At 37.0% G+C, this 13,721-nt stretch carries 11 protein-coding genes; 4 read left to right on the forward strand and 7 right to left on the reverse strand.

The window, feature by feature from the left end:
• Positions 1 to 13: 13 nt before the first annotated feature.
• A complete protein-coding gene (gene add / locus LG003_RS00225; RefSeq protein ID WP_262979923.1) occupies positions 14 to 1,003 on the forward strand; it encodes an adenosine deaminase in 990 nt (329 codons plus the stop codon).
• 143 nt (positions 1,004 to 1,146) lie between these two features.
• Positions 1,147 to 1,755: a Crp/Fnr family transcriptional regulator gene (locus LG003_RS00230; protein WP_262979924.1), complete on the forward strand. Its 609-nt coding sequence runs from the start codon at positions 1,147 to 1,149 to the stop codon at positions 1,753 to 1,755.
• A gap of 85 nt (positions 1,756 to 1,840) precedes the next feature.
• On the opposite strand, the gene LG003_RS00235 is transcribed toward LG003_RS00230, so the two are convergent.
• The 4 genes from LG003_RS00235 to LG003_RS00250 are packed head-to-tail and all read right to left on the reverse strand — an operon-like array spanning position 1,841 to position 6,545.
• Complete coding sequence (locus LG003_RS00235; RefSeq protein ID WP_112877735.1) at positions 1,841 to 3,373, reverse strand: asparagine synthetase B family protein; 1,533 nt, start codon at positions 3,371 to 3,373, stop codon at positions 1,841 to 1,843.
• Between the two features lie 35 nt (positions 3,374 to 3,408).
• Complete coding sequence (gene aroA / locus LG003_RS00240) at positions 3,409 to 4,764, reverse strand: 3-phosphoshikimate 1-carboxyvinyltransferase (protein WP_262979925.1); 1,356 nt, start codon at positions 4,762 to 4,764, stop codon at positions 3,409 to 3,411.
• 27 nt (positions 4,765 to 4,791) lie between these two features.
• Entirely contained in the window at positions 4,792 to 6,096 is a 1,305-nt protein-coding gene (locus tag LG003_RS00245; protein WP_262979926.1) for a 3-phosphoshikimate 1-carboxyvinyltransferase, read from the reverse strand.
• Between the two features lie 50 nt (positions 6,097 to 6,146).
• Positions 6,147 to 6,545 (reverse strand): RidA family protein, encoded by a 399-nt coding sequence (locus LG003_RS00250; protein ID WP_112877732.1) that lies wholly within the window; start codon positions 6,543 to 6,545, stop codon positions 6,147 to 6,149.
• A gap of 451 nt (positions 6,546 to 6,996) precedes the next feature.
• Between LG003_RS00250 and LG003_RS00255 the strand changes: the two genes are divergently transcribed.
• Positions 6,997 to 8,235, forward strand: a complete 1,239-nt coding sequence (locus LG003_RS00255; RefSeq protein ID WP_262979927.1) for an ATP-grasp domain-containing protein — start codon at positions 6,997 to 6,999, stop codon at positions 8,233 to 8,235.
• A gap of 15 nt (positions 8,236 to 8,250) precedes the next feature.
• Positions 8,251 to 9,096: a DMT family transporter gene (locus LG003_RS00260; protein ID WP_262979928.1), complete on the forward strand. Its 846-nt coding sequence runs from the start codon at positions 8,251 to 8,253 to the stop codon at positions 9,094 to 9,096.
• Positions 9,097 to 9,354: 258 nt separating this feature from the next.
• On the opposite strand, the gene ppx is transcribed toward LG003_RS00260, so the two are convergent.
• The 3 genes from ppx to speG form a co-directional block, all read right to left on the reverse strand.
• The gene (gene ppx, locus LG003_RS00265; protein WP_112877728.1) at positions 9,355 to 10,887 is read right to left on the reverse strand and encodes an exopolyphosphatase; all 1,533 of its coding nucleotides are present in this window, start codon (positions 10,885 to 10,887) and stop codon (positions 9,355 to 9,357) included.
• Positions 10,888 to 10,890: 3 nt separating this feature from the next.
• Positions 10,891 to 12,960 (reverse strand): polyphosphate kinase 1, encoded by a 2,070-nt coding sequence (gene ppk1 / locus LG003_RS00270; RefSeq protein ID WP_262979929.1) that lies wholly within the window; start codon positions 12,958 to 12,960, stop codon positions 10,891 to 10,893.
• A 63-nt stretch (positions 12,961 to 13,023) separates the two neighbouring features.
• The gene (speG, locus tag LG003_RS00275; protein ID WP_262979930.1) at positions 13,024 to 13,593 is read right to left on the reverse strand and encodes a spermidine N1-acetyltransferase; all 570 of its coding nucleotides are present in this window, start codon (positions 13,591 to 13,593) and stop codon (positions 13,024 to 13,026) included.
• Positions 13,594 to 13,721: the final 128 nt, after the last annotated feature.

A 13,721-nucleotide genomic window follows, 5' to 3' on the forward strand; every position in this document is an offset into this window, starting at 1 on the left:
AGGCGAATAAAAGATGAATTTTAATCCTGATTTACTGAGAAAGGTAGAATTACATACGCATCTTGATTGTGGGTTGAGTTATCATTTCGTTAAAAAGCTTATTCCTGATATTACCCATAAGTCATTTTGTGAAAAATATATTGCCCCTGAAAAATGTCATGATTTAGGTGATTTTTTAAATAAAATCATTCCTTCACTGGATTTACTACAAAAAATGGACGTAATCGCTGATGCTGTAGAAGATCTTTTCATACAATTAAAAAGCGATAATGTAGTTTATGCTGAAATTAGATTTGCACCTTTACTTCATCTTCGCTTAGGATTAAATGAGCGCGATATTGTAGAAATTGTTTTGGAGGCAATGAAAAATTCTTCAGTCAAATATGGTATAGCAGCAGGTTTAATATTATGTACATTGCGGCATTTTTCAGAAGATCAAAGTTTGAAAACCGCATATCTTGTCAATGAATATTCTAATTACGGTGTTGTTGCTCTCGATCTTGCTGCCGATGAGGCAAGATATCCACTTAATGCGCATTTGAATGCGTTTAGAATAGTGTTAGAAAATGGTGGAAATGTTATTGCGCATGCAGGAGAAGCGAAAGGGGCTGAAAGTGTGTGCGAGACTATCAATAAATTAAATATTTCTCGTATAGGTCATGGTGTCAGAAGTGTTGAAGATCGAGATGTTATTGATCTCCTTATAGAGAGAAATATACATTTAGAAATATGCCCGACGTGTAATATTATTTGCGATATTTATGATATCTATGAAAACCATCCAGTTAATTTTTTAAAAGAGATTGGTGTCAATATTGGGATTAATACGGATGCCCGGACAGTGGCAAATATCACCTTGTGTGAAGAATATTTGAAGATTAATCGATACTTTGGTTGGCAATATAGTGATTTTATTGAAACAAATTTGAATGCATTACAGGCTTCATTTTCTAGTAATGAATTGAAAAGTCGATTGGAAAAGGAAATAATGAAATTGTCGTAGTGAAAAATTGCATTCTATTTATCTTTTTATATAATTGGAAAAATTATATTAAATCTGTATTAGATATGTATCGGGATAAAGAGAATAAATTGAAATATTATATTGATAAATATCATCTAGATAGCATTTTTCCAGCAGAGTTTATGACAAAGTTAGATGTGGTTGAAGTGAAGAAAAATAGCTATCTTACACATCAGTCATCAATTTTTACTCATCTCTATATTTTAGTTGAGGGTAAACTAAAGGTTGAGTTTTATAATATTAATGGAAAATTTTCTGTTTTTGCCTTTGCTACTCCTCTTTTTCTTATTGGAGATTTAGAACTTTTTCATTCCCAAGGCGATAACATAATTAATACTGTCTTTGCTCAGGAGCGATCAGTACTGCTATCAATTCCGTTAGAGACGGTAAGAATATTTGGATTAACAGATGCTGTATTTCTTCAATTTGTTTGTAAACAACTCAGTAATAAGCTTTTTGAGTCTTCTTTGTTTCGAATGGGAATGTTTTTAACTGTTGAGGATAAGTTAAAGCGATTTCTTTACTATCATTCGAAAAGAAATGGAACTGTGTTGGTATTAGAGAAAAGGGAAGATTTAGCATCTGTTTTAGGTGTTTCAGTCAGGCAATTAAATAGAGCTATTAAGAGTTTAAATGAAAAAGGAATAATTGTATCAAAGAATAAGAGAGTTGAAATTATTGATTATGATTTTTTAAAAAAGGATATTGAGTTTCAATTTGATGCCAAGTGATGAAAATAAAAAATTCTATTTTTTATTTCCAAATAGCTGCATTATTAACAGAATAAACAATGCAGCAATCAATATAATGGTTAAATTATGATATGAAATTAAAGTAACCCGATTCTGAAAAATCTTTGCCAGATTCTTTGAAACGCTCTTTCGGTAGTGGATAACCCAAAGAGAGATATTTTTCAGCGAAATATAATGAACTTTGATGGGTTAACCCGATAGAATTAAGGTTGTCAACCATGCTTCTCGGTAGATTGCATTTAATATCTTTAACGTAATCAACGATAGTATTTTTTACACCACTGCCATCTGGCATTCTTATTTTTGGTCTGTCAATGATATATTCGGGTATTTTTCCTCTGAATGCTTCGCGTAAAATATGTTTTTCTATCCCATTATTGAGTTTGTAAGAAAAATCCAAGCTTAAAACATAAGGCACTAGTGCTGAATCCATAAAGGGAACTCTTGCTTCAACAGTATTTCTCATGCTTGCCCGATCAACTCTTTGTAAATCAGTCCTATAAAGATTATTTAATCGATATAGGGAGAGGTGATGGGGGTCGGGGTATGTTTTAAATAAATCGTAACCAGCAAAAATTTCATCACTACCTTCTCCACATAAAGCAATTTTAAAGCCAAGGCGGTTAGCAATATAATAGCCAAAGTGAGCAATAGTTGAATCAATCGCATCGATTTGTTCGAAAAATTCACCATAATAGATAGCATCTTGTATATTATTGATTAATTCTTCCTGAGTAAATGTATATATAATATGCTTTATATTATTCTCAGAACAATATCTTTGGGCAATTTCAATGTCTTTTGAACCCGGTAATCCAAATGAAATCGCCGTAATATCGTGGTGATATTTTTTTGCAAGATAAAGTACGATGGTACTGTCTATGCCGCCGCTAAACATAATTGACACAGGTAGGTCTGTGTCAACTCGCTTTCTGACGGCATTATCTAACAGTGAATAGACTTTTTCTTTTGCCTGTTCGAAGTTATCGCTGCTTGCTGGGATAGTTGTGTCGTAGCTAATATATTTCTCACTAGTAAATCCGTCGAAAATTGAACCGGGTTCAACAGGTTTAATTTCTGAGTTAAACTCGATCAATGATTTTATTTCTGATGCTACATACCAGTTACCCTCTTTTTGGGTGTAATAGAGAGGTTTTATACCGACGTGATCTCTGCCTAATAAGAATTTATTATTCTTATTATCAAATAGAATAAAACTAAACATGCCATCTAATTTTTTAATAAATGACTTGCCATAGCAAATGTAGGCAATTAGAGCAACTTCTGCATCGCCACCATTTTTAAATTGATAACCTTGTTTAATTAATTCATTTCGAAGAGATTTGTAATTATAAATTTGACCATTCAGAACAAGATGAAGATCATGTTCCTGATTTGATATGGGTTGATAGGCTGAATCGCGTTCGACAATAGCAAGCCTATTGGTTGCGATTGAAAAGTTATTTCTGACAATCTTCTCATTAAATCGAGATGGATCGCCACGATGTGCTATTTTTGACATTATCGTCTGTAGCTTATTCTCAATATCATCAATAAGCCTATTTTCTGTATTAAAAACACCACCAATTCCACACATAGTGAATTCCTTCGGTTAAGAGTTATCAATGATATTTAAACGTCTTCTGGTATAGGGCCAGAATATTTTAATTCGTTCACATTGGCGCCTAATGTGGATATTTCGGCGAAATATTCTGGATAGGTCTGACCAACATGATATGGCTCACTGATAATGAGGGGCTCATCACAATGTAAACCTATTGTTGTGAGTGCCATGATTAATCCATGATCGTAATGACCATCAACAATAATGCCGCCTTTATATCCATATGGATTGCCATAAATAATTAATTGGTCTAGCTTCTCTTCTGATCTAATCCCTATTTTGTCTAATTCCCGTCGAAAATCAGAAATTCTGTCTGATTCTTTATAGCGGATATGTTCAATGTTATAGAAAACGCTTTTACCGTCGGCAAACGCAGCTAATGCAGCAAGTGCTGGTACCGCATCTGGTGCCAGTGAACCATCGAAATCCTGCGCTTTTAGGATTCCGCCAGATCGAATATTGAGACAATCATCCCTGATGAAGCTGATTTTCGTTCCACTGTTAATTAAATAATCCACCACCGCGCCATTACCTAATTCTTCCTCAAAGAAACCGTTTAGGGTGACATCAGAATTCAGTGAGGCACAAAGTGCAAGGATTGCCGCCGTGCTGGCTGGATCAGCGCCGACGCTAAATTCTGATGGAATAAATCGATTTTTTCCTGTCGTAAAGAAATTGCGGAATTTATCATCATATTCGATATTAATGCCCGCTTTGCGCAAATTATTAATTGTCGTGTGAACCATCGATGGTGCGGTAATTGTATCGATGACTTTTATTTGCAGATCTCGTTCACTAATGGCACCTAAGTAAAGTAGTCCACTCAGGAATTGAGAGCTCTTTCTGCATGAAATTTCAGTGTAACTACCGATGTTTCTATCTGATTTCATGCTTATCGGCAAAAGTGAATCAGGCCCAACAGAGGTGCACTGAATATTGAGTAATTTTAATGCATTGACCATTTCTGATTGTGATCGTGTACCCAGGGAGTAACTGTATTCTGTAATAAATTCAGTATCAGGTAAATAACCGGCTACTCCCATTAATAGCCTTAATACAACGCCAGAATTACCTGGGTTAAAGATGATTTTTTTATCAATTTTTCTGATATCTATGCCTTCTACGATTGTCCTTGTAATATCACTATTAAATGATGCCCCTAAACGGGAACAGTTTAATTTCATTGCTGTTGTATTGTTCCCTGATGCCATGTTATTTATTTTACTTGTACCTTCCGTTAATGATGCAGTCAGAATGGCGCGAGTTGAAGAACTTTTGGAGGCAGGTAAGGTTATTGAGCCATTTAATGATTTTGTTTTGTTTATTTCGATAAATGGCGGATGATTGTTACCATAATAATTCATATTTTTGTCTCGCTTTTATACTGTTAGCTAACTTATTTTAGCTCCGAGAGAACTTAAGGATTGGATAAATCCAGGAAAACCATCATCTAATTTATGTATATGATTAACCGTTGTTCGTTCTCTTGCCCCTAGTGATGCAATAATATTGGATGCGCAAATCCGATGATCATAATAACTGAATATTTCGACGCCTCCGTTTAATGGTCCGTTACCGTTGATCCTTATTTTGTTGAAAGCCCCAGTATCATTAAAAATTAAATAACTTTTCCCGCCCATCATGCGTATATTTTCGTTGATAATAAATGCGCGTTGACATTTATGATTGTTTATAGCATTAAGACCGGAAAATGTAATATTTCCATTGCCATTAATCGCTGCCGCGATAATGTTAGTAGCAACGGAAGGAAGTTCATTTAAGTAGATTTCATCTGTAATGGTGTTATGTTCCTCCTCCAGGCTGATATTAAGTTGATTCTTAATTGGGTTATAGTTTAAATTCATACCAAATTTTTTATATATGTCAAATAATACTCTTTCGTTAATGGTATTCCCCAAATAATAACTTCTGATGGTGACTTTGCTTGGTCGATTAATACTTAATATTGACGAAGCAATGTAGCTTAGTGATGTGAAATCAGAGGGGATGCTAATAGTAATATCCCTTGGTTGATATTCAGTTGAAATAAATGTGCTGCCTATTCGAGTGATTTGACTTCCCAATAACGCCATCATGTTAATTGTTATATCGACATATCCATTCTTAGTTTCGCCATTGTTGTTAATGATAATACTTTTCCCTTTCATAAATGGTGAAACAAGAAGAGAGAATGATAGGAATTGAGTACTCTTATTGAAGTTTAATGGCGATTGTGATGGATATATTCTTCTGGAAATAATGACAATATTTTCTTCTCGCTTTTCTGCAAATACATTCAGGTATGAAAAAAATGATTCATCATACAGACTTTCTCTGTTAAACAGTGAATCATTGCATTTTATATAAACTTCCTTTTCTGTTAGTGACGCTAAAGCGACACTGATTCTAAATAACATGCCAGAACCATTAGCATTAATGATCCCATTACAATGATAGATTGGATGTGCTCCTTTCAATATGATGTGGTTTTCACTTCTGTCCAGAATTTGCAGACCAAATTGTTGTAAAGCAATAAGGAGATCTTCGGTTTCGGTACACCACGATATATTATTTACGGTTGTTGTTTCTTCATTCAATAGTGCTAATAGTAGCGCTCTTTGGATATGAGGCTTAGATGATGGTATGACTATTTCCCCGTTAAGAGTGGAGCCGGGGAGCACGCTAATTTTATTCATGCCAAGCCTCCAGGTAGATCAATTACCATTGGTATTATTCTTTAATTTAACTATTTGCTATCGATAGCAATAGTTGTAATTTCAACGTAATGTTCTGGCTTTACCATCGATTTAACGGCAATAGTCGTATTGACCGGGCGTATATCGCCAAATTTCTCATTAAATGCTCGACAATAATCATCAAAATGTTGGAAATCTGTTAAATGTGTTACTGTGCTGACAACGTCAGTCAGTTCTGCATCAAGCTCTTTTAAATATTTCTCAATTTTTTCTATGATAAATAGAGTTTGCTCGTAAGCATTTTCCCCCATAACATTTCCATCACCATCTGAAGCGACACATCCTGCAATAAATATCTGATTGCCAACTCTTTTTCCTCTTGAGTATCCCATTTTATTTTCCCACGGAGAGGGGCTGAATACTGTTTTTCTAATTTCATGAGATGACATAAATACTCCTATAAATGAAAATATATAAGAAGAAGATTTGGGAACAATAAATTAATTTAAACAATTTATTCCGTTAACTAAAAAATATCCGTAAATCAATGTAGTATTAATAAAAGTATATAAAGTCTGATATGTCAAATAAAGTTGATTATTAAATTAGAATAATTGGGTGTTTTTTTATTTTAAAAATGAATAACTATTTTATTTTTGGCGAAAAAATTATTTTTATGAAAAAATTCTTTTTATTATTTAATTGGTTATGTATTAAATAGCTGAATCTGGTTGTATTCTGGCGGTTTTTTTATTTGAAAGTCATCTTAGTTGGAACTATACATGATGATTAGGTTGTCTTAATTTTAATGAAACTTTTTATTATTAAGTAAAATTAGATGATTTCAGGAATGAAGAAAGCGTCATAAATTAATAAATATCAACTAACGATGGGGTCGATATGCGTGTTTTTATTTTTATTGAAGCAAGACCGGTTGAATGCTCGGCAATTGATTATATTAGAGATTTGGGATTTTCTCCTGTGTTATTGACTTCAATGGAATCAATGAATAAAGGATTATATGATGATTTAAGAAAGGAATTATTTGATAATATTTATTATGTTGATACGAGAAATAGTACAGATATCATTAATTTAATTAAAGATAACCGTATTCCTGTTGCTGCAATTTTAGGTTGCTATGATGATTTTATGATTGTGGCGTCTGAAGTAGCGTTAGAATTCGGTTTACCTCACCCGGATATAGATGGTTTGAGGAATGCATTTAGTAAGAAGAATGTCAGGGATATCTTAGCACAACATGGTTATGAGCAACCTGCTTACGAGGTTTTTTCTTATAATAATATTCCAGAAAATCCTAAGGTTCCTTTTCCGTTTGTGGTTAAGCCACTTCGTGATGCAGGGGCTTATGGGGTATCACTTTGTAAATCTCAAGATGATTACCACCATGTGGTTTTAGAAATTTCATCTAATGGCACAATGTCAATGCTCGGTAAAGTTAATGAAGAGTTCTTGATAGAAGAGTTCCTGCAAGGAAATTTTTATGGGGCAGAATTAATTTATAGTCATGATGAATGGCATTTACTTGGTATCAATAGAATTTTCGTTTCTCCTGATGATGACCTGTGTATGATCGGCTTATCTCATCCTGCTGAACTGTCTGAATTTGAGTTTGCAATGGCTTGTAAGTTTGTTAAGGAGTGGGTAGCCGCTTTGGGATTACGGGGTGGTGCAATAAATGTAGAATTTATTTATACCTCTCGTGGGCCCGTATTAGTTGAAATCAATTTGCGCATAGCGGGTGCTAGAGCGGCTCAACAGATCTTCATGACTTCTGGGATTAATATGGTCAAATACTTGGTCGATTTTGTTTGTGGTATCGAAAGTTCTATATCACCAGCGTCGGAAATCGTTTATCCATTTGTCGCTGATGCATTTGTTTTTTATCGTGGTGAGGGGGTTGTCAATGATATCAGAATAGATGCTGATATCCCTTATTTCATTTCCGCAGGGTTTAAAAAAACGCCTTTTACTATTTTATCGAAAAGTAAAAATTCATCAAAAAATAAAAACTTTGGTTCTATTGTCGGTTATGTTCTGGCTTATGGTAATAGTTGTGAGGAAGCGATGGAAAATGCGACACGTATTGCTAACTGCGTACAGTTAAAAACAAATTAATAAGAGATTATCATTATGGCTATTCTGATGGGGTTGATTTCAGCATTGTGTTGGGGAAGTACTGATTTTTTGGCAGGGCAAGTCGCAAGAAAAGTCGGCGTTGCTAAATCTTTATTCTACAGTCAGCTATTTGGTTTTTTTGTTTTATCGTTGTTGCTGTTTTTTTATTTTGAGATGTCGTTTGTTAATGCAAGCCTTTTTCAACTGACCATCTGTGTTGTTGCTTCGGTTTGCAATTTAATGGCAATGGTGTTTCTGCTTAAAGCATTATCAATCGGCAAAGCCTCGATTGTCGCGCCGATTGTTTCGCTTTATGGTGCCGTTACCACGATTTTGTCACTGATAAATGGGAAACCAATGACCGCTTTGGTTTTGTTTAGTCTATTTATTTGTGTTGTTGGGGCCTGTCTAACCAGTATACCGAAATCAAAAGATGGACAACGAGAATCATCTGGTTCAATTTTCTTTGCACTTTTGTCTTCACTGATGTTTGGTTTAGGCTTCTGGTTGCAAGGGGAATTTGCTGTTAGAGATCTGGGTGTTATCAATGCATTATGGGTTTACTATTTAACCGCTGTGGTTGTTTTATTTCTCACTCTATTAAAAAAAGGAAATTTATCATTACCGCCGATTTCAATTATTGCTCTGGTTTTTTCAATTAGTTTCTTTAGTCTGATCGGGTTTGCTTCATTAGCTTACGGTTCTGCAACGGGACATGTTGCTGTTGTTACTGTTCTGAGTTCATTGGCAAGTGGAATCACCGCTTTATTAGGCTTTTTTATTCGTGGAGAACGGTTAAGTCGAATTCAGTGGATTGGTATTGTGATAATAATAGCGGGTGTCGTTCTTTTGAAATTATGACATTTATAATAGCTTGTTTCCCCGAAGAATTCGGGGGAACAGTGAGGTAATGATATTGATTAATGATAATCTGCAATAAGTTGATTATTTCATTTGATGATTTTCACCTTTCTCTATTATGACCTTTTTATTTTGTTGATGATGTTCTAATGCCGCTATGGATGAGTAAATGAAACGGCCAAATAAAATCAGAAAGCTGATAAGTAAAACCAATTTAATTATCTGAGATCGCTTCTTTTTTTTCATGGTTTGGTATCTTTATATTGATTCCTCGGCTATTTCTAATTGCCAACCCGTAACGTTATGCCAGTAACCTTGCTCTTTTTCCAGATCAAGCTGCATCAGGGTGTTTTCTGATAAATAATTGTAAGGCAGGTAGAGCGCCCAATGACTATCATCAGTAACCAGTCTGAGTGATTCAGGGATGGTTGTGGATTGGCGTTGATTATTGAGTAAAGTTGCCAGACGTAGGATTTGAATTAATGGCAGATACTGTTTTTTCTTGAATAAATTGAATCTTGGCAAATCATCCAGTTTTATTGTCTTACGATGACAGCGAACCAAGGTTGCCAGCAGTAATTGCTGTTCCTGATTAAAGCCGGGTAAGTTGGTGTTTTGCAGAATATAGGCAGAGTGTCGCTGTAATCCGCTTAAGTTAATACTTAATCCAACTTCGTGTAACATTGCCGCCCAGTGTAAAATCGCTTCGAGTTGAGGTTGCACTAGTTTAGGGTTTTGGATTGCCCACTGTTGGTAAAGTGTTTCAGTCGTATTAAGTACACGCTTTGCCTGTTCTCTGTCGATATTATAGTGTTCAGCCAGGCTTTTTGCGGTTCTCTGGCGGATATCTTGATGACGGAAACGGCCTTCCATTTCATATAAAACGCCTTCACGTAGCGCACCATCTGAGAGTTGTAATGCTTTTATATGCAGGGTATCGAATATACCGCATAAGATTGCTAAACCAGGAATAAAGAAGTGTTTACGATCATCCGATAGTCCGGGTAAGTCGAAGGTTTTTAATTTCTTGAATTTGAGTATTTCTTTGACCAACATCTCCAGCCGTTCAGGGGTGATTAATCCGTCCTTTTCCCCCATTGCGACCAGTACTTCATACACCGCTTTAATGGTCCCGGATGCCCCAAGTGCTGAATTCCAGCCAGTGATGCGGTACTGCCATGAGAGATTTTCCAATTTTTGTGCAGCTTCAAGCCGCGCTCGGCGGAATTTTTCTGCGCTAATTTCGTCATCGGGAAAGAATTGGTGGGCGAAACTAATGCATCCCATTCGGCGGCTTTCTACTAATAATGGTTCAAAATTTTCACCAATTACCAGTTCAGTGGAGCCGCCGCCAATATCAATCACCAGTTTACGGTTTTTTTCTGGTTGTGTATGTTCTACCCCCATATAGATCAGACGAGCTTCTTCATGGCCGGAAATAATTTCAATCGGGTAGGGGATAACGTCTTTAGCGCGTTTGATAAATTCTTTGGCATTGCTGGCTTCACGTAAGCTGTGAGTGCCCACCAGACAAACGTTATCAGCAGGAAAGCCTTGTAACCGTTCAGCAAATAAAGCCAGACAGGCAAGACCGCGTGTTATTGCTTCTTCGCTTAATAGATTGTTGTTATCAAGACCGTCGGCAAGATGGACCCGTTGTTTTAAGCGACCTAAAATCTGAAATGCGTCGTTAACAATTCGGGCAATAATCATATGAAAACTGTTTGAACCCAGATCAATAGCCGCAATTTCTATTGGCCTGGGCGTCGGCTTGTCATGTGTTAGCGGCATAAATTAAGCTCTTGGTTCAGGTTGTTCGAGGGCTTTTATATAGTCATAAATAGCGAGTTGTGCCCGGATTTTCCGCTTATTACCCCGTGGCACATAACTATTGCTCAGCTCTTTATCGACGTAACGGGCTTTTACCGTATCGTTGAATTGTAATTCGAGAATGTCCAGTACCCGTTGTTTCAATTGTGGATCAAGTAGGCAAACCGCAACTTCAATTCGGTAGTCGATATTACGGGTCATCCAGTCAGCAGACGAGAGAAAGACTTTTTCGTCTCCGTCATTAGTGAATACGTAAACCCGATCGTGTTCGAGAAAACGGTCAACGATACTGGTGATCTGAATATTTTCGCTAAATCCTGGTTGGTTGGGCACCAGTGAGCACATACCACGTATCAGTAGGCGTATTTTTACCCCTGCCTCCGAAGCGTCATATAGGCGGTCCACCAGCTCTTTATCAACCAGATTATTAATCTTTAACGTAATACCTGCGGGCTTATTCGTTCTGGCGTTGGCGATTTCCTGTGAAATAAGCTGGTTGAGCATTGCGCGGGAATTTTGCGGCGAAACCATCAGATTTTCAAATTTGACCGGGCGGTAGGGATTCTCAATAAAGTTGAATACCCGGCGCACTTCGTTAGTAATTTTGGGATTTGCTGTCAGCAAGGAGTAGTCGGTGTAGAGGCGAGCGGTTTTTTCATTAAAATTGCCGGTACCAATATGGGCATAGCGAACAATTTCTTCACCTTCCAGACGGGAAATAAAAAACAGTTTTGCGTGAATTTTTAGTCCCGGTGCTGAGAAAATAACATGTACACCCGCTTCGGTTAGCCGTTTGGCCCAATGAATATTGGCTTCTTCATCAAATCGAGCCTGTAATTCAACCACGACGGTCACTTTTTTACCGTTATGGGCAGCATGGATCATGGAATCAATAATGCGGGAGTCTTTTGCTACCCGATAAATATTGATCTTGATGGAAAGTACACTTGGGTCGAAAGAAGCCTGACGTAATAATTCCAGCACATGTTCAAAGGTGTGGTAGGGATAATAGAGCAGCACATCTTGTTCACGAATCGCATCAAAACCATTACGGAAATTATCAAACCAAGTGTGCCGTAATCTCGGTAAAGGTTTATTGAGTAAGTTTCTCTTCCCCTCATTGGGGAATTTAATGAAATCTTTAAAATTGTGATAGCGTCCGCCGGCAATCACCGAATCATTGTTTGACAAGCCAAGTTTGCTACGCAGTAACCCCACCATTTCATCTGGCATTTCTCGTTGATAAACGAATCTTACTGGTTCCGCTGTCAGCCGTTGTTTCAGCGTGGATGACATTAGTTCGAGCAAGCTTGATTCCATCTCTGTTGCTAAATCATATTCAGAATCACGGGTCATTTTCATTGAATAGGCGTTCAGTGAATCATAATCGAAAAAGCCTTTGAAAATTTCATCAAGACAATAACGCATAATATTGTCTAGCAGGATCATTGATTTGCGGCGGTGTGGCATTTCAGGCGGCAAGTTAACAAAACGTGGCACCTTATCTGACGGAATTTCCAATAGTGCATATTGAATATTCTGGCCGTGAACAATTTCAACTGCCAGATAAGTGTAGTCATCTTTTAGAAATTCAACCAGGTTGGTTTCTGGATTGATCAGAATTGGCGTAATGTGTGGCCGCAGATGTTGACGAAAATATTGACGTAACCAGATTTGTTGATTTGGTGAAATTTGTCGTTCATTGATGAGAAAAATTTGATTGCGAGCTATTTCTAGTAGCAATTCATTATAGAGCACATCAAATTCTTGATCGGTTTTAGCCACTTTAGCTTGAATTTTTTTCAACACATTTCGAGCGCTGGTGGCTGATCCTCGTTCTTCATTGATTAATATTCGCCGTTTCACATCAGCAAAACGGACTTTGTAAAATTCATCCAGATTATTGGAGTAAATACCAAGGAACCGCATCCGTTCTATTAATGGATTGCTCTTATCCGCTGCTTCTTGAAGCACACGTTCGTTGAATGATAACCAACTCAGTTCTTTCTCGGTATAGAGCCTGTCTTGGGACATTGTTACTCCAGGTGTTGAGGTAAAAGTATTGAAACTTTGAATACGACGGGGCGTCGTTTGTCGCTATCTTATCGGCAGTAGCTGTTGACTCATTTTTTCATCTTCCTTAGATGCAAAATATTGATGTTGGAAAACGCACATGCGAATGGCTGTGCGGTAACTGCCATTAATAAAGAATTCATCTATTAATTCGCCCTCAGTATAGAAACCTAGTTTATTATAGATGTGAATGGCTTTAACATTCTCTTTATCAACAATCAGGTAGAGTTTATACAGATTAAGTACGGAAAATGCATATTCCATTGCCAGTTTTGCCGCTTTGGTTGCATGGCCTTGGCCCTGATAGGCGGGATCGATAATAATCTGAAATTCTGACCGGCGGTGGATATAGTCGATTTCGACTAATTCAACCAAACCCACTTTGGCGTCAGAACTTGCGATAATAAACCGGCGCTCGCTCTGGTCGTGAATATGTTTGTCATAGAGATCGCACAGTTCAACGAAAGCTTCATAAGGTTCTTCGAACCAGTAACGCATGACGCTAGCATTGTTATCTAATTGATGGATAAAAGGCAGATCTTCCCGCTCAAGGGGGCGTAACCTAACAGGTGGAGTATGAGAACCACCAGACATTTGACACCTCAGTGTTTTTAATAAAAAAGGAGCATATACCCGTCATCTTTCAAGTTGCCTCTTTGTTGGTTGCACTCGCTCACCCCAGTCACATAGTTACCTATGCTCCCGGGGATTCTCTCCCTTGC

Origin of the sequence: Photorhabdus kleinii (assembly GCF_025384885.1) — a bacterium.
GTDB classification, from domain to species: Bacteria; Pseudomonadota; Gammaproteobacteria; order Enterobacterales; family Enterobacteriaceae; genus Photorhabdus; species Photorhabdus kayaii.

Bases quoted from the DNA above. Each gene is read 5' to 3' on its own strand.
- add (WP_262979923.1), top strand. From the start codon at position 14: ATGAATTTTAATCCTGATTTACTGAGAAAGGTAGAATTACATACGCAT.
- LG003_RS00230 (WP_262979924.1), top strand. From the start codon at position 1,147: ATGACAAAGTTAGATGTGGTTGAAGTGAAGAAAAATAGCTATCTTACA.
- LG003_RS00235 (WP_112877735.1), bottom strand. From the start codon at position 3,373: ATGTGTGGAATTGGTGGTGTTTTTAATACAGAAAATAGGCTTATTGAT.
- aroA (WP_262979925.1), bottom strand. From the start codon at position 4,764: ATGAATTATTATGGTAACAATCATCCGCCATTTATCGAAATAAACAAA.
- LG003_RS00245 (WP_262979926.1), bottom strand. From the start codon at position 6,096: ATGAATAAAATTAGCGTGCTCCCCGGCTCCACTCTTAACGGGGAAATA.
- LG003_RS00250 (WP_112877732.1), bottom strand. From the start codon at position 6,545: ATGTCATCTCATGAAATTAGAAAAACAGTATTCAGCCCCTCTCCGTGG.
- LG003_RS00255 (WP_262979927.1), top strand. From the start codon at position 6,997: ATGCGTGTTTTTATTTTTATTGAAGCAAGACCGGTTGAATGCTCGGCA.
- LG003_RS00260 (WP_262979928.1), top strand. From the start codon at position 8,251: ATGGCTATTCTGATGGGGTTGATTTCAGCATTGTGTTGGGGAAGTACT.
- ppx (WP_112877728.1), bottom strand. From the start codon at position 10,887: ATGCCGCTAACACATGACAAGCCGACGCCCAGGCCAATAGAAATTGCG.
- ppk1 (WP_262979929.1), bottom strand. From the start codon at position 12,960: ATGTCCCAAGACAGGCTCTATACCGAGAAAGAACTGAGTTGGTTATCA.
- speG (WP_262979930.1), bottom strand. From the start codon at position 13,593: ATGTCTGGTGGTTCTCATACTCCACCTGTTAGGTTACGCCCCCTTGAG.